General features: G+C 70.5%; 21 protein-coding genes. 5 read left to right on the forward strand and 16 right to left on the reverse strand.

The features are described from left to right. Positions 1 to 2 precede the first annotated feature (2 nt). Genes ACFY1H_RS20485 through ACFY1H_RS20495 form a run of 3 tightly spaced genes read right to left on the reverse strand, consistent with a single transcriptional unit; the run spans position 3 to position 3,446 of the window. On the reverse strand, positions 3 to 1,370 hold the full coding sequence (locus ACFY1H_RS20485; protein ID WP_366580666.1) for an aldehyde dehydrogenase family protein: 1,368 nt from the start codon (positions 1,368 to 1,370) through the stop codon (positions 3 to 5). After that, a complete protein-coding gene (locus tag ACFY1H_RS20490; RefSeq protein WP_386948374.1) occupies positions 1,367 to 2,098 on the reverse strand; it encodes a gamma-glutamyl-gamma-aminobutyrate hydrolase family protein in 732 nt (243 codons plus the stop codon). The genes ACFY1H_RS20485 and ACFY1H_RS20490 overlap by 4 nt, the downstream gene beginning before the upstream one ends. Further along, the gene (locus ACFY1H_RS20495) at positions 2,079 to 3,446 is read right to left on the reverse strand and encodes a glutamine synthetase family protein (protein WP_366580662.1); all 1,368 of its coding nucleotides are present in this window, start codon (positions 3,444 to 3,446) and stop codon (positions 2,079 to 2,081) included. Before ACFY1H_RS20495 ends, ACFY1H_RS20490 begins: the two co-directional genes overlap by 20 nt. 224 nt (positions 3,447 to 3,670) lie before the next feature. On the opposite strand from ACFY1H_RS20495, the gene ACFY1H_RS20500 reads away from it, so the two are divergent. Further along, a complete protein-coding gene (locus ACFY1H_RS20500) occupies positions 3,671 to 4,192 on the forward strand; it encodes a general stress protein (RefSeq protein WP_386948378.1) in 522 nt (173 codons plus the stop codon). 316 nt (positions 4,193 to 4,508) lie between these two features. On the opposite strand, the gene ACFY1H_RS20505 is transcribed toward ACFY1H_RS20500, so the two are convergent. The 13 genes from ACFY1H_RS20505 to rsmD all read right to left on the reverse strand — a co-directional run bounded on the left by ACFY1H_RS20505 (position 4,509) and on the right by rsmD (position 14,061). Next, positions 4,509 to 5,774, reverse strand: coding sequence for a DUF1700 domain-containing protein (locus ACFY1H_RS20505; protein WP_386948381.1), 1,266 nt, complete (start codon positions 5,772 to 5,774; stop codon positions 4,509 to 4,511). Then, positions 5,771 to 6,094, reverse strand: a complete 324-nt coding sequence (locus ACFY1H_RS20510) for a PadR family transcriptional regulator (protein ID WP_220237677.1) — start codon at positions 6,092 to 6,094, stop codon at positions 5,771 to 5,773. The genes ACFY1H_RS20505 and ACFY1H_RS20510 overlap by 4 nt, the downstream gene beginning before the upstream one ends. A gap of 102 nt (positions 6,095 to 6,196) precedes the next feature. Then, a complete protein-coding gene (locus ACFY1H_RS20515) occupies positions 6,197 to 7,393 on the reverse strand; it encodes an MAB_1171c family putative transporter (RefSeq protein ID WP_386948384.1) in 1,197 nt (398 codons plus the stop codon). Further along, a complete protein-coding gene (locus ACFY1H_RS20520; RefSeq protein ID WP_366580656.1) occupies positions 7,390 to 7,932 on the reverse strand; it encodes a hypothetical protein in 543 nt (180 codons plus the stop codon). The genes ACFY1H_RS20515 and ACFY1H_RS20520 overlap by 4 nt, the downstream gene beginning before the upstream one ends. A gap of 3 nt (positions 7,933 to 7,935) precedes the next feature. Continuing rightward, positions 7,936 to 8,367 carry a helix-turn-helix domain-containing protein gene (locus ACFY1H_RS20525; protein WP_366580654.1) on the reverse strand — a complete coding sequence of 144 codons (432 nt, stop codon included), beginning with the start codon at positions 8,365 to 8,367 and terminating at the stop codon, positions 7,936 to 7,938. 51 nt (positions 8,368 to 8,418) lie between these two features. Then, positions 8,419 to 9,282: a bifunctional DNA-formamidopyrimidine glycosylase/DNA-(apurinic or apyrimidinic site) lyase gene (gene mutM, locus ACFY1H_RS20530; RefSeq protein ID WP_366580653.1), complete on the reverse strand. Its 864-nt coding sequence runs from the start codon at positions 9,280 to 9,282 to the stop codon at positions 8,419 to 8,421. A 48-nt stretch (positions 9,283 to 9,330) separates the two neighbouring features. Further along, positions 9,331 to 10,077: a ribonuclease III gene (rnc, locus tag ACFY1H_RS20535; protein WP_366580651.1), complete on the reverse strand. Its 747-nt coding sequence runs from the start codon at positions 10,075 to 10,077 to the stop codon at positions 9,331 to 9,333. Positions 10,078 to 10,091: 14 nt separating this feature from the next. Continuing rightward, on the reverse strand, positions 10,092 to 10,274 hold the full coding sequence (gene rpmF / locus ACFY1H_RS20540; protein ID WP_220237671.1) for a 50S ribosomal protein L32: 183 nt from the start codon (positions 10,272 to 10,274) through the stop codon (positions 10,092 to 10,094). 75 nt (positions 10,275 to 10,349) lie between these two features. Further along, complete coding sequence (locus tag ACFY1H_RS20545) at positions 10,350 to 10,967, reverse strand: DUF177 domain-containing protein (RefSeq protein WP_366580649.1); 618 nt, start codon at positions 10,965 to 10,967, stop codon at positions 10,350 to 10,352. Between the two features lie 79 nt (positions 10,968 to 11,046). Further along, entirely contained in the window at positions 11,047 to 11,775 is a 729-nt protein-coding gene (locus ACFY1H_RS20550; RefSeq protein ID WP_366580647.1) for a DivIVA domain-containing protein, read from the reverse strand. Between the two features lie 171 nt (positions 11,776 to 11,946). Continuing rightward, positions 11,947 to 12,657, reverse strand: a complete 711-nt coding sequence (locus ACFY1H_RS20555) for a ribonuclease domain-containing protein (RefSeq protein WP_366580646.1) — start codon at positions 12,655 to 12,657, stop codon at positions 11,947 to 11,949. Between the two features lie 302 nt (positions 12,658 to 12,959). Further along, the gene (gene coaD / locus ACFY1H_RS20560; protein WP_366580644.1) at positions 12,960 to 13,442 is read right to left on the reverse strand and encodes a pantetheine-phosphate adenylyltransferase; all 483 of its coding nucleotides are present in this window, start codon (positions 13,440 to 13,442) and stop codon (positions 12,960 to 12,962) included. Between the two features lie 52 nt (positions 13,443 to 13,494). Then, positions 13,495 to 14,061: a 16S rRNA (guanine(966)-N(2))-methyltransferase RsmD gene (rsmD, locus tag ACFY1H_RS20565; RefSeq protein WP_366580642.1), complete on the reverse strand. Its 567-nt coding sequence runs from the start codon at positions 14,059 to 14,061 to the stop codon at positions 13,495 to 13,497. A gap of 121 nt (positions 14,062 to 14,182) precedes the next feature. Here rsmD and ACFY1H_RS20570 point away from each other — a divergent pair, with 121 nt between their 5' ends. The 4 genes from ACFY1H_RS20570 to ACFY1H_RS20585 all read left to right on the forward strand — a co-directional run bounded on the left by ACFY1H_RS20570 (position 14,183) and on the right by ACFY1H_RS20585 (position 19,100). Continuing rightward, positions 14,183 to 16,306, forward strand: a complete 2,124-nt coding sequence (locus ACFY1H_RS20570) for an ATP-binding domain-containing protein (RefSeq protein ID WP_366580640.1) — start codon at positions 14,183 to 14,185, stop codon at positions 16,304 to 16,306. 525 nt (positions 16,307 to 16,831) lie between these two features. Then, on the forward strand, positions 16,832 to 17,827 hold the full coding sequence (locus ACFY1H_RS20575; protein WP_366580638.1) for an LLM class flavin-dependent oxidoreductase: 996 nt from the start codon (positions 16,832 to 16,834) through the stop codon (positions 17,825 to 17,827). Positions 17,828 to 17,990: 163 nt separating this feature from the next. After that, positions 17,991 to 18,713: a hypothetical protein gene (locus ACFY1H_RS20580; protein WP_366580636.1), complete on the forward strand. Its 723-nt coding sequence runs from the start codon at positions 17,991 to 17,993 to the stop codon at positions 18,711 to 18,713. Beyond that, a complete protein-coding gene (locus ACFY1H_RS20585; RefSeq protein WP_386948396.1) occupies positions 18,714 to 19,100 on the forward strand; it encodes a GntR family transcriptional regulator in 387 nt (128 codons plus the stop codon). Positions 19,101 to 19,248 lie beyond the last annotated feature (148 nt).

Raw genomic sequence — 19,248 nt, forward strand, 5'->3', positions numbered from 1 at the left:
TCTCAATCCTCCGTGCTCAGGAAAACGTTCTTCGTCTCGGTGAAGGCCGTCGGCGCGTCCGGCCCCAGCTCACGGCCGAGACCCGACTGCTTGAACCCGCCGAACGGGGTCCAGTACCGCACCGACGAGTGCGAGTTCACCGAAAGGTTCCCCGACTCCACCCCGCGCGCGACGCGGAAGGCCCGCCCGACGTCGCGTGTCCAGATCGATCCGGAAAGGCCGTAGTCGGTGTGGTTGGCCATGCGGATGGCGTCGGCCTCGTCGTCGAACGGGACCACGGCCACGACCGGGCCGAAGATCTCGTCGGCGGCCAGCGGGTCGGCGAGGCTCGCCGGCGTGACGACGGTGGGCGCGAACCAGTAACCCGGCCCCTCGGGCGCGCTGCCGCGAAACGCAACAGGTGTCGCGTCAGTGACGTACGACGAGACCTTCGCGTGGTGCGCGGCGGAGATCAGCGGGCCCATCTCCGTGGCGTCCTCACCGGGATCGCCGACGACCACGCCCTGCACGGCCGGCTCCAGCAGCTCCATGAACCGCTCGTGGACGCTGCGCTGCACCAGGATCAGCGAACGCGCGCAGCAGTCCTGGCCGGCGTTGTCGAACACCCCGTACGGCGCCGTCGCGGCGGCCTTCTCCAGGTCGGCGTCGGCGAACACGACGTTGGCGTTCTTGCCGCCCAGCTCCAGCGTCACGCGCTTCACCTGCGCCGCGCAGCCGGCCATGATCTGCTTGCCGACCTCGGTGGAGCCGGTGAAGACGACCTTGCGCACCAGCGCGTGGTCCACGAACCGCTGCCCCACCACCGAACCCTTGCCCGGCAGGACCTGGAACACGTCCTCGGGGATCCCGGCCTCGCGCGCGAGCTCGCCGAGGCGGATCGCGGTGAGCGGCGTGAGCTCCGCGGGCTTGAGCACCACGGTGTTTCCGGCCGCGAGCGCCGGCGCGAAGCCCCAGCCCGCGATGGGCATCGGGAAGTTCCAGGGCACGATCACGCCGACCACGCCGAGTGGTTCGTGGAAGGTCACGTTCACTCCGCCGGGCACCGGGATCTGTTGCCCGATCAGGCGTTCCGGCGCCGCGGAGTAGTAGTTCAGGACGTCGCGGACGTTGCCCGCTTCCCATCGCGCGTTGCCGATCGTGTGGCCGGAGTTGGTCACCTCGAGGCGCGCGAGGTTCTCGAGGTCGGCCTCGACGGCGTCGGCGAAGCGGCGCAGCAGTCGCGCGCGATCGCCGGGGGCGACGGCCCGCCAGGCTCCGAACGCGGCGTGGGCGCGGGCGATCGCCGCGTCGGTCTCTTCGGCGCTCGTGAGCGCGACCGACCGCACCACCTGCTCGGTGGCGGGGTTGATCACGTCGAACGTCTGCGTCACTTGCGCTCCTCTGCTGCTTCGAGTGCTGCCACGATCAAGGCCCGGAACAGGCGCACGTCTTCGGTGTCCTGCTCGGGATGCCACTGAACCCCGAGCACGAACTCGTCGCCGGGCAGCTCGGCCGCCTCGACGGTGCCGTCGGCGGCGTGCCCGGATGCGACCAGGCCTTCGCCGAGCCGGTCGATGGCCTGGTGGTGGTAGCAGTGGCCCTTCGTCTCGGGCCCGAGCAACGCGGCGGCGCGCGTGCCGTCGACGAGGGTGATGCTGCTGGTGCCGAACGTCGCGGGCGCCGGCTGGTGCGCAGTGTCGCCGAGGGACTCGGGCAGGTGCTGGGTGAGCGTGCCGCCGAGGGCGACGCTGATCACCTGCAGCCCGCGGCACACGCCGAGCACGGGTTTGCGCGCCGCGCGGGCCGCCTCGAACAGGCCGAACTCGAAGGCGTCACGGCCCGGGCGCGTGTACGTGGCGGGGTGGGGCTCGGCGCCGTACTTGCCCGGCTCGACGTCGGCGCCGCCGGTGAGCACGAGCCCGTCCACGCGGTCGACGAGGCTCGCGTACGCGTCGGTCAAGGGCGGCAGCAGCACGGGAATCCCGCCGGCGCCCACCACGCAGTCGGTGTAAACGCGGTGCAGCAGCGTGGCTTCCGTGTCCCACGCGAGGAACTTGGCCTGCTCGACGTAGGTGGTGAGCCCGATGACGGGTTTGTGCTCAGAGACGTTCGAAGCCACGGATGAGCTCCCAATCGGTCACGGCCTTCTCGAACGCCTCCCGCTCCACGCGGGCGGCGTTGAGGTAGTGGTCCACCACATCGTCGCCGAAGGCCTCGCGCGCGATGCGGCTGCCCGCCAGCACGTCCGCGGCTTCACCCAAGGTGGTGGGCACGGTCGGCTTGTCGGAGCCGTACGCGTTGCCCGCGAACTCCGGCTCCAGGGGCAGCTCGTTCTCGATGCCGTGCAGGCCGGCGGCGATCAGCGCGGCGACGGCGAGGTACGGGTTCACGTCGCCGCCCGGCACGCGGTTCTCCACGCGCAGCGAGTCGCCGTGACCCACCACGCGCAGCGCGCACGTGCGGTTGTCCGTGCCCCACGCGACGGCCGTCGGGGCGAAACTGCCGCGCACGAACCGTTTGTAGGAGTTGATGTTCGGGGCGAAGAAGTAGGTCAGCTCGCGCAGCGCGGCCAGCTGGCCGGCGAGGAAGTGCTCCATGAGCTTCGAGAAGCCGTGGTCGCCGTCGCCGGGCAGGACCGCGTTGCCGTCGGTGCCGCGCAGGCTGAGGTGGATGTGGCAGGAGTTGCCTTCGCGCTCGTTGTACTTCGCCATGAACGTGAGGCTCTTGCCCTCCTGCGCGGCGATCTCCTTGGCGCCGTTCTTGTAGACGCTGTGGTTGTCGCACGTGGTGAGCGCCTCCGCGTAGCGGAACGCGATCTCCTGCTGGCCGGGGTTGCACTCGCCCTTGGCCGACTCGGGGTACAGGCCGGCGCCCGCCATCTCGTTGCGGATGCGGCGCAGCAGCGGCTCGACGCGCGCGGTGCCGAGCATCGAGTAGTCCACGTTGTACTGGTTCGACGGCTTGATGCCCTGGTAACGCTTGTCCCACGCGGCTTCGTAGCTGTCGTCGAACACGATGAACTCGAGCTCGGTGCCCACGAACGCCTGCAGGTTCCGGTCTTCGAGACGCTCCAGCTGTCGCCGCAGCACCTGTCGCGGCGACACCGCGACGGGCCCGCCGCCGTCCACGCGCTCGACGTCGGCGAGCACCAGCGCCGTGCCCTCCTGCCACGGGACGAGGCGCAGGGTGGTGAAGTCGGGGCGCAGCACGAAGTCGCCGTAGCCCGCGTCCCAGCTCGAGATGGCGTACCCGTCGACCGTGTTCATGTCGACGTCGACGGCGAGCAGGTAGTTGCACGCCTCGGTGGCGTGGCCGACGACCTCTTCGAGGAAGTACTCGGCCGAGCAGCGTTTGCCCTGGAGCCGGCCCTGCATGTCGGTGATCGCGACCAGCACCGTGTCGATCGTGCCCGCCGCGACCCGCTCACGGAGCGCGTCGAGCGTGAGCAACCCTCGCCTGCCAACCATGGCACCGCCCCAAAGGTTTGGAAGGGATCCTTTGCGGGTTCTTCCTACCGGCCGGTGCTCGCGCGGTCAATCCGGTCAAAGGTATTCTTGGGGCCCTTTGAGTAAGCACTGCGTAAGAGCCTCGTATGTCCGGCTTGCCCGGCTGAGAAGAATCTGTGAATCGTGGGGGTGCGGGACCAAACGCGCCGTCTCGGGCGTTGAACGGGACAAGAGAGGTGAGAGGGATGACAGAAGCATTCACGCAGTCCACGATCAGCCGGCAGCAGGCGCGGCCGCAGCTCCCGACCATGCCCACGGGCTGGCCGATCGGCTCCTACGAGTCCTACGAGCAGGCACAGAAGGCGGTCGACCACCTCGCGGGCACCGACTTCCCCATCAGCGACGTCACCATCGTCGGCATCCAGCCGATGCTCGTGGAGCGCATCGCGGGCCGCATGAGCTGGAGCAAGGTCCTCAGCAGCGCCGCCATGTCCGGCGCGGTGTTCGGCCTGTTCCTGGGCCTGGTGCTCAGCCTGCTCAACCCCGCCGCGGGCCTGCTGTCCATCGTCATCGGCCTCATCGCGGGCGTCGCCTTCAACCTGCTGTTCGGCGCCCTGGGCTACGCGGCCAACCGCAACAAGCGCGGCTTCGTCTCGCAAAGCCAGCTCGTCGCCCAGCGCTACGACGTCCTGTCGCAGCCCCGCAACGCCGAAAAGGGCCGCGCCCTCCTCGCGGACCTGGCCGCCCGCTCGGCCTTCGGCCACTGACGTAACCCCCGAAACTCGGGCGCCTGGGTCTCGAACCCCGGGCGCCCGAGTTCTTTTTTGCCTCCGTGCTGCCGGGTCCGGCGGGGACTACTCAGGACGCGGATCGCACGCCTCGCCCGCTTGCCGCCTCTTACTCCCCACCGGTTCGGCAGCATCAGCCTCAGGCACCCCGGGGCACCGTTTGTCAGGATGAGCCGATCCTCGCACCCCGGCGGTTCTGGCAGACACCGGTTTTGCGGTGGCCATGACCTGACCACGACGTAGACGGAACCGGGGGAGCAGCCCCGACCTCTGCTCCCCCGGCCCCTCGCACGCCCTACCGAGTCGGCGGAGCAGGGCTGGTCGGCGAAGTCGGCTTCGCCGGCGCCGACGACGTCGGCTTGGCCGGTGCGCTGGAAGGGGCACTCGACGAAGGCACCGGCTTCGGGATCGCCGCGGCGAACGGCACCCCGGCCTCCTCGCGGCAATACCCGAGGTAGCCGTTGTACCCATCCCGGTTTCCATTGCCGTCCTGCACGCCCTGCACGAGCTGCGGCCGCGGGAACCGGTTGTCCTCGCCGATCTTCGAGCGGGTGCCGGTGTCCTGTTCGCAGCCGTAGCGCGTGACGGTCAGCGGGCGGCCCTGGTCGTCGTACAGGTAGACGTCCGTGAGCGGCTTGCCGGAGGCGTCGAAGGCGTAGACGTTGTCGACGTCCTCGTTGCCGTACCGCAGCTGCTGGTTGCCGTAGGTGTCCGTGGACGGCGACGAGTACGACGTCGTGTCCGGGTAGTACGTGCGGTGCGTGATCAGGTCGATCGCCGCGCCGAAGCCGCCGAACGCGCCGCCGATGACGAAGGCCGACACCGGCACCGCGATCCACAGCAGCCGCCGGTCGCCGCCGACCTTCGGGCCGGCCCAGACCACCGCCGCGGCGGCCGCGATGAGGAACGGCAGCAGCAGCACCGCGTACGAGTGCCGCACCATCAGCAGCAGGCCGAACCCGACCAGCGCCACCGCGCACACCACCCACCACGCGGGCTTCAGCGAGCGCAGGTACCCCACCGCCTTGTCGCCCTCGCGGTTCGCGCGCCACGACCGCACCGACTCCCGCGTCCGCACGACCTCGGGCAGCTCCAGCACGGCCGAAACCCCGCGGTTGAACAGGAAAATCAAGCTCAACGCGAACACCGGCGCCAGGAGCAGCAGCCCCAGCAACCTGTCCGGATCGAGACTCACCGCCGCCGCGAACGCGAACAACGCGAGCCCGGCGGCGCAGAACACCAAGCCCCACAAGGCAAAACGAGCCGCGAACAAGCTCGGGGCCTTCGCCGGAGCCAGCACGGCCGTCGCCCCTTCGGCCCCCGCGGGCGCCGGCGGATAGCCCCCGGACGCGCGCAGCTCGGCCGCGTAGCTCTCCGGCGAGCCCAGCCGTTCGATGAGCTGCTCGACGCGCGCGTCGGCCCCCAGCTCCGTTTCCATCTCGGCCAGGTGCGGCCGGACGTCCTCCAGGATCTCCTCGATCTCCCCCGCGGGCAGATCGGCGAGCGCGGTGCGGACCCTCGCCAGGTACACGCGCACCGCGGTGGGCTTCTCCGTACTCATGCGGCCTCTCCCAGTAACCCGTTCATCGTCGACGCGAAACTCGCCCACGTCTTCCCCGACTCCTGCAGCCGCGCTCTCCCCGGCTCGTTCAGGCTGTAGTACTTGCGGTGCGGGCCCTCTTCGCTCGGCACGACGTACGACGTCAGCAACCCGGCCTTGTACAGCCGGCGCAACGTGCCGTAAACGGAAGCGTCCCCCACTTCCTCCAGGCCGGCCACGCGAAGTCTTCGGAGCACGTCGTAGCCGTACCCGTCGTCTTCGCGAAGCACGGCCAGCACCGCCAGGTCCAGCACTCCCTTGAGCAGCTGACTGATCTCCACGGCACCCTCCAGTCTTGCGCTTGGAACGGTACCACGCATTGCGCAGTAGTGTGCACGGCGGACGGCCGTTCGGCGGAAACCGTCCGCGCGGAAAGGTGAAGATCAGACCGGAACGCCCAGCTCACGCCGGGTTTCGCGCCGCACGTCGGCCACCAGAGCCGAGCGCCGCCACGCGCGCGTCACCTCGACGAGCCACGCGGCCTCCGCACTCACGTCGGCGGCCACGGCCCGGCTCAGGGGCGCGTCGGCGTCGTCGGGCTGGAACCGGTGGTCGGCTTCGCGCGCGACGAGGGCGGCGGCGAGCGTGGCGGCGTCGACGGTCGCGGCCACCCGGCGCGTCGGCACACCGTCGCGGCGGGCGCGGTCCACCACGCGCGCGGGCAGGTCCGGGTCGAAGTACGGCCGCAGCGCGAGGTGCCCGTCACGGATCTCGATCACGCGCCGGTACAGCGCGAACTCCGCCCCACGCCCCAGACCACGAGCCGGATCCAGGGCGATGCCCGGCACGGCGTCGCGCAGCACCGTCCACAGTGGCTCGATCCGGCGGTAACCGCGGTACGCGCGCAGCCACCGGAACGGCGTGGCGAGCGAAGGCCCCCACACCGACAACGTCGAGCCCGCCACGGCGAGCACCACACACGCCGCCCCCAGTACCGCGGCCGGCAGGTCCTCCGTCACCTCCACGCGGCCGTCCGAGACGAGCGCGGCCACGTCGTCGAGGTCCCACAGCGTCCACGCGACCGCGGCGACCACGCCCGCGAAGATCAGCCACAACCCCGTGCGAAGCGAACCCGCGCGGGCGCGCATGGCGAAGCGCGCGAAGAAGACGGCGACGAGCGTCAGGCTCAGCACCCCGTATACGACGAACACCAGCTCATACGCGATCAAGAACGGTCGCCGTTCAACGGCGACGACCGTCTCGTCACCCGCGCGGTCCGGGCCCGCCAGAGTGAACAGCACGATCTCCACGGCGATCACGAACCACGACAGCACCGCGTGCCGGCCCAGGCGCGCGTCGGCGCCGAAGCGCATCGAGCGCGTGAACGCGACTGTGAACCCGATCGCGCCGAACTTCGCGAGGTCGCCGGCCAGCGGCGCGTACTCGGCGTACCAGCGGTGGTGGCCGGCCAGCTCGTCCATCGCCGGCATGCCGTCGGTGATGCCGAGCGCGATGCAGATGCCGAAGCCGGCGAGGAACCACAACGTGCGAGCCGGCTGGTCGCGCCCGGCCTCGAGCAGCTTCATCCCGAAACCGGCGAACCCGAGCACACAGGCCAGGTACGCCAGCGTCTCGATCACGGGTTCCGGCGGCGCGGGCGGCCGCCGAACATGTCGTCCATGCGGGCCATGCCGCTGTCCGCCACCGGCCGAGGTCCCTGCACCTTCGCCACGCGCTGGGCGAGCAACGACGCCACGAGCTCCGCTTCCTGCTCCTCCACGGCCGAATACGTGGTCCGCCCCAGCACCCGGCGAACCAGCTCCGGCGAGAGGCTGGGCATCAACGCACGGCTCACGGCGACGTCGATGGCCGCGCCTTCAGCGCCCGCGTCGGACCCGACGTGCCCGCAGAGCAGGTGGCCCACCTCGTGCAGCAGGATGTGGCGCCGGTGCAGGGCCGTGGTGTTGGTGGGATAGAGGATGTAGTCGGCTCGCGCGGTGCTCATCAGCAGGCCGCACGGCCCGCCGGACGGCGCGTTGACCGGCATCAGCTCGATGGGCCGGCCGCGACCGGCGGCGATGCCCGCCACGAACTCGGCGGCGTCGAAGGGCTCGGGCAGCGCCGGCGCCTCGGCCAGACGACGGCAGCGTCGCCAGAGCTCGCGCCGCCCGTCCGCCACCCCTCAGTCCTCCTTCTTCACGCCGCTTCGCGCGGCCTCCCTCCGGGCGATCGCGTCGATCATGTCGCTGATCGTGTCGAGCCCGTCGGGCGAGAGCGTGATGGCCCGCAGTGCCACGTCGCGGACACCGGCGTCGCGCAAGGCGCCGAGCAACGCCAGCTCTTCCGCGATCTTCACGCTCTGCTCGTCGTCGAAGAAGTATGCCGGAGGAACACCGAAAAACTGCGCGAGCGCCTCGAGATGACGCTTCGTGGGGTTGTCGCGACGCCCGGTGCGCAGCTGCCAGAGGTACGTGGTGGAGAAGCTCTCCCCCGTCGCCTCACGACACGCGCGGGCGACCTCCTCGTGGCTGTACTGGTCGCGGTCGGGCCGGCGCACGACGTGGAACAGCTGGTCGATCTTGTCGGCCAGCGACGATCTGTCCGGCTCCGTCATGCTGCTCCTCTTCCGCCCCGTTCATTCTAGTTGATCGCCTCGACAGACGCATCAACGCGAGCTGCGGGGCCGCGGCTGGCACTTCGGGCAGGAGTAGGACGAGCGGTTCATGAACGGTTCCCGCCGGATCGCCGTTCCGCACCGGCGGCACGGTAGTCCTTCCTGGCCGTATGCGTCGAGAGATCGGGAAAAGTACCCGGATTGCCCGTTCACGTTGACGTACAACGCATCGAAGGACGTGCCACCCACGGCGAGCGCCGCGCTCATCACTTCGCCGGCGGCGGCCAGCAGCGCGCTGCCCTGGGCGTTGGTGAGCTTGTCGGTGGGCCGGGTGCCGTGCAACTTGGTGCGCCACAAGGCTTCGTCGGCGTAAATGTTGCCGACGCCGGACACGAGGGTCTGGTCCAGCAGCGCGCGCTTGACCTCGGTGCGCCGCGAGCGCAACGCCTTCACGGCGGCCGCCGGGTCGAACCGCGCGTCCATCGGGTCGCGGGCGATGTGAGCGATGGTGGCGGGCAGCAGGTCGCCCTCGACGTCGGCCAGATCGTCGAGCGCGAGGCCGCCGAAGGTGCGCTGGTCCACGAACCGCAGCTCCGGACCGTCGTCGTCGAAGCGGACGCGCACGCGCAGGTGTTTCTCGTCGAGCGTGCCCTCGGGCTGCACCAGCATCTGGCCGCTCATGCCGAGGTGTGCGAGCACGGCCTCACCGTGCGACAGCTCCAGCCACAGGTACTTGCCCCGCCGGCGCGCGGCTTCGATCACGACCCCGGCCAGCCGGCCGGTGAAGTCTTCCGCACCGAGGGCGTGCCTGCGGATCGCGCGCGGGTGCAGGACCTCGACCTTGCTGACGGTGCGACCGGCCACGTGGGCCTCGAGGCCGGCGCGCACGACCTCGACCTCGGGAAGTTCGGGCATGGCGTCCATTCTGCCCGTCGGGTACGACAGTTCCGGACCGGTCGGGCGTCAGCCTTCGGACTTGGCGGAGCCTTCGCCCAGCTCTTCGGACAGGGCGCGCCACGCCGTTTCGGCGGCCTTCTGCTCGGCTTCCTTCTTCGTGGTGCCGGAACCGTTGCCCAGCGGACGGCCCGCGACCAGCACCGTGGCGGTGAACTCCTTGCGGTGGTCCGGACCGGTGTCCTCCACGCGGTACTCGGGCACGCCGAGACCGGAGGACGCCGTGAGCTCCTGCAGGCTGGTCTTCCAGTCGAGACCGGCCCCGCGCAGGGGCGCCTCGGCCAGCAGGCCGTCGAAGAGGTGGTGCACGAGCTTGCGCGCGACCTCGATGCCGTGGGCCAGGTACGTGGCACCGATCACGGCTTCGAGACCGTCGGCGAGGATGCTCGCCTTGTCCCGGCCGCCGGTGAGCTCTTCGCCCTTGCCCAGCAACAGGTGCGCCCCGAGCCCGCCCTCGCCCAGCCCGCGGGCGACACCCGCCAGCGCGTGCATGTTGACGACGCTGGCGCGCAGCTTCGCGAGCTGGCCTTCCGGCAGGTCCGGGTGCGTGGTGTACAGGTGGTCCGTGACGACCAGGCCGAGCACCGCGTCGCCGAGGAACTCCAGCCTCTCGTTGGGCGGGAGCCCACCGTTCTCGTACGCGTACGAACGGTGGGTCAGCGAAAGCCGAAGGAGCTCGGGGTCGAATTCGACCCCGAGCGCCTCGAGCAGTGTCGTGGGATCGGCCGCGGGTCCCCCGGCGGACTTACCCCCCATGGTCGGCTGCCCGATCAGGCGGGCTCGACGACCTGGCGGCCGTTGTGCTGGCCGCACGTCGGGCACGCGATGTGCTGCAGCTTCGGCTGACGGCAGGCGCGGTTGGAGCAGGGCACCAGCTGAACCGGAGCCGCCTTCCACTGGCTGCGGCGCGCGCGCGTGTTGGATCGCGACATCTTCCGCTTCGGGACGGCCACGAGTAGATCTCCTTCAGACTGTCTGCCCGCGTTCACGAGCCGAACTGACTTCTCCCGGATCGAGCTGGACGCTCGTCAGGCTTGCTCTCCGGAGCCGTGCGCAGGCTTTTCGCCCGCGTTCTCGTCGAATCGCTCGACCAGCGCGGCCCACCGAGGGTCTATCTTCTCATGCCCGTGTCCGGGCTCGAGATCGGCCCACTTGACGCCGCATTCGGTGCAGAGTCCGGCGCAGTCCTCCTCGCACAGCGGCACGAGGGGAAGCGCCAGGACCACGGCGTCGCGGACGATCGGTTCGAGGTCGATCCGGTCGTCGACCAGCCGCGGGATCTCGTCCTCGTCGGTGGTCTCCTCGGTGGCCGAACCCGGGTAGGCGAACAGCTCGGTGAGGTCGACCTCGATCTCCTCGGTGAGGGGGTCGAGGCAGCGCGAGCACGTGCCGGTGGCGGTGGCGCTCGCGGTGCCGCTGACCAGCACACCCTCGACCACGGATTCGAGGAGCAGGTCGAGCTCGAGGACGGAACCGGCCTCGAGCGAGATGACGTCGGGCACACCGAGGGTGGCCTCGAGGGGCACGCTCCGGCGCACCTCGCGGCTCAGGCCGGCGTGGCGGCCGAGCTCACGGGTGTCGACGACCCACGGGCTCTTGTCGTCGAGCTGGGCGGGGCGGGTGTTCTGGGCAGGGTTCTCTGACATCGCATACCAGGGTACGCAGGGTGCGCCAGTGCTTTCGCGCTGGTGCCGAGCGTCACTCTTCCCGACGGCGCGCGGGCGGTCAGACCTGGTAGTCGTACAGCGTCGGGCGGCCGCTGTTGCCGCCAAGGTTCACCGGCGAACGCAGGTGATTGCGGCCCGAGTCGACGGTGCGCAGCGTGGTCGCGAGCAGCTCCGAGAACTCGGCGAGCTTGCCGTCCACGTACGCGTCGCAGTCGGCGCGCTGGCGGTCGGCCTCGGCGTGCGCCTCGTCGACGATGCGAGCCGACTCGGCGTGCGCGGCCTGGACCACCTCGGTCTGCGAGACGAGCCGCGCCTGCTCGGCACGGGCGTCCTCGATGGCGCGCTCGTAGGCGTCGCGGCCGGCCTGGATCATGCGCTCGGACTCGGCGCGGGAGCGGTCGGTGAGGTTCTGGTACTCGGCCTGGCCGGCGGCGACCATGCGCTCGGCCTCGTTGTGGGCGTCGCCCATCATTTGCTCGGCGCGGGCGCGCGCGTCCGCGAGGATCCGCTCGGCCTCCGACGCGGCGTCGGACACCGTGCGCTCGGCCTCTTCGTTGGCCCCGGCCACCGTCTCGCCGGCTTCCTTGCGGGCGGCGTGCAGCAGGTCGTCACGCTTGTCGAGCACGTCCTGGGCGTCGTCGACCTCGCCGGGCAGCGCGTCGCGGACGTCGTCGAGCAGCTCGAGGACGTCGCCGCGCGGCACGACGCAGCTGGACGTCATGGGCACCCCGCGGGCCTCTTCGACGATCGTGACGAGCTCGTCGAGTGCCTCGAAAACCCGGTACACGGCCACTCCCTCAAGCAGTAATCCCCGTTCGCTACCGATCAGTCTGCCCGCTTCCCGGCCTGAACCGGTGAACGCGCGCCGGACTGGGCGTGTCCTCTTGCGAACGGCTCATGACACAGCGTGCCGCCCCACCCGGCGCGGGTGGGGCGGCACGGGGACGGGCCGGGATTTTCAGGAGTTGAGGTCGATGCGCTTGAAGGTGGCGTAGCGGTCCGGCGTGTAGGCCAGCTCGCCGCCCTTGCCCTTGATCACGCGGTCGTTGGTGCCCACCGGGAACAGCTGGTAGTAGCCCGCGGAGCAGGCCGGCAGCACGCCCTCGCGGTTCTCGTAGGTCTGGCCGGTCGCGCCGTTGCGCACCTGGTTCACGACCGACTTCGCGGCCGAGGACAAGGTGGAGTAGCCGATCTTCGCCAGGCCCGAGAGGTTGCCGCAGGAGCCGGTGTTGCCGCCGCCACCGTTGACGTCGATGACCTTGAAGGTCGCGTAGTGGTCACCGGTGTAGAAGTACTCGCCGCCCTGGCCGGTGATGATCCGGCGCGTGCCGCGGTTGCTCGCACCGGGAGTGGGCACGGTGTACTCGTGGTAGTAGCTCGAAGCGCAGGACGGCAGGATGCCTTCGCGGTTGTCGAAGACGACGCCGTCGTTCTTCGGGTACGGGAAGGGCCCGCCCTTCTGGATCAGGTTGTAGGTCGTCGTCGCCTCCGCGGGGAGCGAGGACAGCGACGTGTGCGAGAAGCCCGACAGGTTGCCGCAGGAGTTCTGCAGCACGGACGCCGGCGCCGCCGGGGCAGCGGGTGCCGCGACCGCGGCGGTGCCCAGCCCGAGGAATCCGACCAGCAGCGCGAACAGGACGGTCGCTAAGCGCGAACGGTGGTTGGCCATTTTCGGACCGTAACCCGATCGGATGGTCGCGAGGCGGCCGTCAAGTGAACAGCTTCGAGCGTTCCCGGAAGTCCCGACGATGGTCGCAACCCGTTCGGGCGAATGCGCCGGGTGACCGTGCGAAAACGCTCGGATCTTGTTCTCGACCAGGCGGATCCTGTTCGGGGCCGGACGAACCTTGTGCGGGAGTGCACCGGATCGTGTTCGGGAACGCGCAGCCCTTGTTCCAGGACGCGCCTGCGCTTGTTCACGAGCGCACCGAACCTTGATCGAGTTCGGACATCCCGTGTGCGGGACCGCACTCAGCCCTGGTGCGGGAACACCTTGCGCAGCCGTTCGAACACCACCGGCGGCACGAGCCGCTCGACGTCGCCGCCGAGCGCCGCGACCTCCTTCACCAGCGAGCTGGAGACGAAGCCGTAGGCCGGGTTGTTGGCCATCAGCAGCGTCTCGAGGCCGGTGAGCTCCCGGTTCATCTGGGCCATCTGCAGTTCGTAGTCGAAGTCGCTGACCGAGCGCAGGCCCTTCGCGACGGCCGCGATGTCGTTCTCGCGGCAGTAGTCCACGAGCAGGCCCTGCCACGAGTCCACGCGCACGTTCGGGAGGGGTGCGGTGATCTCGCGCAGCATCTCCAGCCGTTCCTCGACGTCGAAGAGGCCCTTCTTGCTCTTGTTCACCCCCACCGCGACCACGACCTCGTCGAAGAGGAGGGAGGCCCGCTCGATGATGTCGAGGTGCCCGTTGGTGGCCGGATCGTAGGAACCGGGACAGACCGCACGCCGCATGCGCGGACGCTACCAAGGCGCGACGCTGCGCGCGCACTTCGTGACTACTGCGTCACACCTGTGCTCGGCGCGCGTACTCGGCCCAGTGCAGGGCGGTGTCGCCGTACTTCTTGTCGCGCGTGGGCGTGTAGGCGCCGGGCCAGTCGGGCGCGCCGTCGCGGGCGGCGCGTTCGATCACCACGAGGGCACCGTCGGCGAGCCAGCCACCTTCGTCGAGCGCGGCCAGCACGGAGCCCAGCGCGGCGGCGTCCACGGCGTAAGGCGGATCGGCCAGCACCACGTCGAACTGCGCCGGCGCGGGCGCGGCGACCACGGCCTCCACGGGCGCGGCCCGGACGGTGCCGCCCAGGCCCAGCGCGCCGACGTTGCCGCGCAGCACGTCGGCCGCGCGGCGGTCGGCCTCGACGAACCACGCGTCGGCGGCACCGCGGGAGAGGGCTTCGAGGCCGAGGGCGCCGGATCCGGCGTACAGGTCGAGCACGCGGGTGCCGTCGAGCTCACCGGCCACCTCGAGCGCGTTGAACAGGGCTTCGCGCACGCGTTCGGACGTCGGGCGGGTCCCCTTGGGCGGCACCTTGAGCCGCCGGCCGCCCGCCTTTCCCGCCACGATCCTCGTCACCCCGCCATCTTCGCCGAACGTCGCGGTGTGGCGTTGGGCAGGACTTGCTGAACCTCGCGCGCGCGGGCGCGTACAGTCGTTCTTCGCCCTCGTGAGGCATCGAGTCGTTTAGGAGCGTTGCGTGTCGGAACCCCGGGTGAGACGGGCGGAGATCGCCGTCGAGCAGGCCCACGTGGATCGGGTCTACACCCGGCTCGCCGAGCTGCGGGTACAGGCCGAGGCGATGCGCACGAAGGGCTACGAGCTTGGGCAAGGCGCCCAGCGCGAGGCGATTTTCGAACAGGCCTCGATGCTTTTCGAACGCGACATGATGGTCTTCCACGCCAACCAGACCCTCCAGACGCTCGACGCCGAGTACGAGGGCCTCGTCTTCGGCCGGCTCGACCACCTCGACCGCGACCACATCTACGTCGGCCGCCTCGGCATCCGCGACAACGAGTTCGACAACCTCGTCACCGACTGGCGCGCGCCCGCCGCCGCCGCGTTCTACCAGGCCACGGCCGAGGAGCCGATGGACGTGGTGCGCCGCCGCGTCATCCGCTGCTCCGGCCAGACCGTGCTCGACGTCGACGACGACGTGCTGATCCCCGACGCCGTCCCCGAGGACATGCAGATCGTCGGCGAGGGCGCGCTGATGGCCGCGCTCGGCCGTTCCCGCGGCGAGAAGATGCGCGACATCGTCGCCACGATCCAGAAGGAACAGGACGAGGTCATCCGCGCTCCGTGGCGCGGCGTCACCGAGATCACCGGCGGCCCGGGCACGGGCAAGACGGCCGTCGCCCTGCACCGCGCCGCGTACCTGCTGTACCGCCACCGCCGCCAGCTCGGCGGCGCCGGCGTGCTCGTGATCGGGCCGTCCGGGGTGTTCACCACGTACATCTCGCGGGTGTTGCCGTCGATGGGCGAGACGAACGTGGAGCTGCGTGCCCTCGGCGAAGTGCTCGACGGCCTCAATGCCACGCGCCAGGACACCTCCGAGCTGGCCGCGATCAAGGGCTCGCTGCGCATGCGGAAGGTGCTGCTGCGTGCCTTGCGCGACACGCCGCCGGAATCGCCGCAGGAGATGCGCATCGTCTACCGCGGCGAGGTGCTCAAGCTCTCGGCGCGCGAGCTGGACAAGGTCCGCCGCAAGGCCCACACCCAGGGCGCGCCCCCCAACCGCGCGCGCGTGCGCACGGCCGAGCTGCTGCTGGGCGCGCTCGCCGACAAGGCCGACGAGTACGCGAAGGCCGACGGCAAGCAGCTCGACCGCGCGGAGCTGATCAACGACCTCGGCGAGCGCATCGAGTTCCACCGCTTCCTCGTCGTCTGGTGGCCGGTCCTGTACCCGGCGCAGATCCTCAAGTGGCTCGGCGACGAGAAGCGCCTCGCCGCAGCCGCGAAGGGCGTGCTCAACCGCCACGAGATCTCCCTGCTCGCCGCCGACTTCGCCGACCGTTCGCGCGGCTGGTCCGTCGCCGACGTCGCCCTGCTCGACGAGCTGCGCGTCCTCGTCGGCCCCGAGCCCAAACGCCGCCGGCGCCAGACCGTCCTCGAGGCCGAGCCCGAACGCGGCACCACCGGCGGCGGCACCCACCGGCCCGAGCACTACGACGAGTACTCCCACGTCGTCGTCGACGAGTCCCAGGACCTCTCCCCCATGCAGTGGCGCATGGTCGGCCGCCGCGGCAAGTACGCCAGCTGGACCGTCGTCGGCGACCCGGTGCAGAGCTCCTGGCCCGACCCCGACGAGGCCGCCGCCGCGCGCGACCAGGCCTTCGGCGTGAAGACCACCCGCCGCCGCTTTACGCTGCGCACCAACTACCGCAACTCCGCGGAGATCTTCGACCTCGCCGCGAAGGTCGTCACCGGCCACGCCCAGGCCGACGAGCTCCCCCGAGCCGTCCGCACCACCGGCATCGAACCCGAGGTCCGGCCCGTCGAGGCCGGCGCTCTGGAAGGCGCGACGCAGGCCGCGGTCAAGGAACTCCTCGGCTCCGTCGAAGGCACCGTGGGCGTCATCACGGCCATGGACCGCGTCCCCGAGGTCACCGCCTGGTTCACCAACGAGACCGACGAACGCCTCAAGGTCGTCGGCAGCCTCGACTCCAAGGGCCTCGAGTACGACGCCGTCGTCCTCGTCGAGCCGATGGACCTCGTCACCGAGTCCTCGACGGGCCGCCGGGTCCTCTACGTCGCCCTCACCCGGGCGACCCAGCACCTCATTGTCCTGGCCTCCAACCCGGACTGGCTGCCCACTACCTGATCCCTCGCCCGTCGCCCCTCAACGGCGACGGGCGTCTGGCCAGTCATCTCCGGTCTTGGCCACGCGACTCCGTCTGTCGCCCCTCACCGGCGACGCCCCGCCTTGCTCGATATCTCCGGCCTTGGCCGCACCTGGCTCAGCACGTTGCCTCTCAACGGCGAGACCTCGGCAGGCTCGGCATCTCCGGTCTTGACCACCTGACCGAGTTGACCGCGCCCTCAGGCTCTGCGGCCCGCCCTCCCCGACTCGTCCGCGGGTTCGCCACTGATCGGCGATGGTCTCGCCTGCCGCAGCGACCAAGACACGCACCCATGACATGCACCACCAGCCCTCAGGCTGAGGCGACGCACCCGAGTTGCCCGTGGCCGCAACCCCGACCCCGGCCCGACCAGGGATTCGCCGCCGAGTGGCGAAGCCGTCGCCGCCTGGTGGCGAAGCGCCGATGTGTCCGATTCCGACCCGTTGCGGCCGGCCGACTCTGACTCGACGGGAAGGGAACAGCCGTCTTGTGCGTTACTGCTCAACGTGAGTTCTCTGCCTGACGTGCCGCTGTCCGTGCTCGACCTCTCCCCCGTCTCGGACGGGCACGGGGTCGGCGAAGCGCTGCGCAACACCATCGACCTCGCCCGTCACGCCGAGCGGCTGGGGTACCGCCGCTATTGGCTCGCCGAGCACCACAACATGCCGGGCATCGCCAGCTCGGCCACGGTGGTGCTGATCGGGACCGTCGCCGACGCCACGGAGTCGATCCGCGTGGGTTCGGGCGGCATCATGCTGCCCAACCACGCGCCGCTCGTGGTGGCCGAGCAGTTCGGCACGCTGGAGGCGCTGCACCCGAACCGCATCGACCTCGGCATCGGGCGCGCGCCCGGCACCGACCAGCGCACGGCGCTCGCGCTGCGCGGCCCCGGCGGGCTGTCCGCCGAGAACTTCCCCGAGCAGCTGATGGAGCTGCTCGAGTACTTCGAGCGCGACCCGGCACGCGGCGTCAACGCCGTGACCGCCGAGGGCAACAAGCCGCCGCTGTGGCTGCTGGGTTCGTCCGGCTTCAGCGCGCAGCTGGCCGGCCGCCTCGGTGTGCCGTTCTCGTTCGCCCACCACTTCGCCGCCGAGAACACGTTGCCGGCCGTGCAGCTCTACCGGGAGAACTTCCGTCCTTCCGAGACGCTGGCTGAGCCGTACGTGATGCTCGGCGTGTCCGTGGTCGCCGCGGAGACCGACGAGCGCGCGCAGTTCCTGGCCGGCCCCAGCGGGCTGACGTTCCTCAGCCTGCGCCGCGGCCGCCCGATCGCGCTGCCGACGCCCGAGGAAGCCGCCGAATACCCGTACACGGACATGGACCGCGCGTTCCTCGCCGACCGGTTCGGCTCGAGCATCATCGGTTCGCCCGAGACCGTCCGAAAGGGACTCGACCAGCTCCTCGCCGACACGGGCGCCGACGAGCTCATGGTCACCACGATGGTCCACGGGCACGAAGACCGCGTGCGCTCCTACGAGATCGTCGCGGACCTCAAGAACTGACGGCACGCAGAAGAGAGATCCCGGCCCGGGTGGCCGGGATTTTTCTTTTCCGCTGCCCGCAGCCAACTCCGCGTCGTCACCCAACGGCAACGCGGACCGGCGCCGTGCACGACACCACTCCGTCTTGTATCATTAACTTGATACAAGACAGGGGGACCACACCATGAACCTCGGCTCCGCGGTCGGCGTCGCGATCGCTTGCGGCCTGCTCGGCCTGGCCATCCTGTTCGTGCTCTGGCCGGGCCAACGCCAGGGCGCGCGCCTGCTCGCCAAATGGGGCTTGCCCGACGCGACCCCGGACCAGGTGTCCGTGGCCGTGCTCTACCTGCGCCGCCGCAGGTTCTGGTATCCGTGGCTCTTCGTGGGCCTCCCGTTCATCCCGGGCGCAGCGGACTTCGCGAACGCCAACGACCTCAGCTCGATCATGCCCGTGCTCCTCCTCGGCGGGTTGATCGCCGAAGTGCTCGCGCAACGCCCATCGCCAAGCACGCGACGCGAGGCCGTGCTGGCACCGCGCGGCATCCTCGACTTCGCGCCCCCGTGGGCGATCATCGTCACCGCGCTGGCCGCGCTCGCCGCAGCGATCCACCTCGCCATGATCGGCAAATGGCCACTGTTCGGCGTCACCATCGCGACCACCGCCGTCGCGTGGGGCGTGGTGCTCCTCGCCGTCCGACGGCCGGCCGCGGGAGATCCCGACGTCGACCTCGCGCTGCGTTGCCGCAGCGCGCGCGTCGCACTCGGGCTCGCCACCGGCATGTGCGCCACGACCGCCTGGCCCGGCGGCAACCTGGCGTCGTTCCTCGCGATCGTCGTCTCACTCGCCGCATTCATCGCGATCGCCACGCCGCCGCGGAAACTGCCCGCGACCGCGGCGACGAAGTAGATGCCGCTGCGAGTGACCGTCGACGCCGACAACGGCGTCGCGCCGTGGCGTCAAGTCCACGACCAGATCGTCCGCGCCATCGGCACCGGCGCACTACCGGTCGACGCCCGGTTGCCACCGATCCGTCAGCTGGCCCGAGACCTCGGGCTCGCCTCCGGCACGATCGCCCGCGTCTACCGCGAACTCGAGGCTGCCGGCTGGGTGACCACGGCGCGGGCGAAGGGAACGGTCGTCATCGGCTCGGCCGAGCGGCCGGACCGCGCGTCACTGCTCCGCGACGCTGCCACGGAGTACGCCCAGCGCGTTCGAGAGCTGGGCGTCGCGCCGGAGGAAGCCGTCGACGCCGCGCGTGCGGCCCTCAGCGACGTTCAGCAAGACCAGCAGTAATCGCCGATCCCCGGCCGGCGAACAGTTCGCCATTTCGCAGACCATCTCCGGTACGGCTCGGGCACACCTCCTTCTGGCCGTACACACTCGTGGTCGCGCACCGGGGCGAAGATCACCGCCGGAGCGGAATCCGCCTGGGGGCAAACAG

It is taken from the genome of Amycolatopsis sp. NPDC001319, assembly GCF_042896185.1.
GTDB lineage: Bacteria > Actinomycetota > Actinomycetes > Mycobacteriales > Pseudonocardiaceae > Amycolatopsis.

What these genes read in the sequence shown, in the direction of transcription:
- ACFY1H_RS20495 (WP_366580662.1), bottom strand. Translation starts at nt 3,446, where the DNA reads ATGGTTGGCAGGCGAGGGTTGCTCACGCTCGACGCGCTCCGTGAGCGG.
- ACFY1H_RS20500 (WP_386948378.1), top strand. Translation starts at nt 3,671, where the DNA reads ATGACAGAAGCATTCACGCAGTCCACGATCAGCCGGCAGCAGGCGCGG.
- ACFY1H_RS20505 (WP_386948381.1), bottom strand. Translation starts at nt 5,774, where the DNA reads ATGAGTACGGAGAAGCCCACCGCGGTGCGCGTGTACCTGGCGAGGGTC.
- ACFY1H_RS20525 (WP_366580654.1), bottom strand. Translation starts at nt 8,367, where the DNA reads ATGACGGAGCCGGACAGATCGTCGCTGGCCGACAAGATCGACCAGCTG.
- mutM (WP_366580653.1), bottom strand. Translation starts at nt 9,282, where the DNA reads ATGCCCGAACTTCCCGAGGTCGAGGTCGTGCGCGCCGGCCTCGAGGCC.
- rnc (WP_366580651.1), bottom strand. Translation starts at nt 10,077, where the DNA reads ATGGGGGGTAAGTCCGCCGGGGGACCCGCGGCCGATCCCACGACACTG.
- ACFY1H_RS20545 (WP_366580649.1), bottom strand. Translation starts at nt 10,967, where the DNA reads ATGTCAGAGAACCCTGCCCAGAACACCCGCCCCGCCCAGCTCGACGAC.
- ACFY1H_RS20555 (WP_366580646.1), bottom strand. Translation starts at nt 12,657, where the DNA reads ATGGCCAACCACCGTTCGCGCTTAGCGACCGTCCTGTTCGCGCTGCTG.
- coaD (WP_366580644.1), bottom strand. Translation starts at nt 13,442, where the DNA reads ATGCGGCGTGCGGTCTGTCCCGGTTCCTACGATCCGGCCACCAACGGG.
- ACFY1H_RS20580 (WP_366580636.1), top strand. Translation starts at nt 17,991, where the DNA reads ATGAACCTCGGCTCCGCGGTCGGCGTCGCGATCGCTTGCGGCCTGCTC.
- ACFY1H_RS20585 (WP_386948396.1), top strand. Translation starts at nt 18,714, where the DNA reads ATGCCGCTGCGAGTGACCGTCGACGCCGACAACGGCGTCGCGCCGTGG.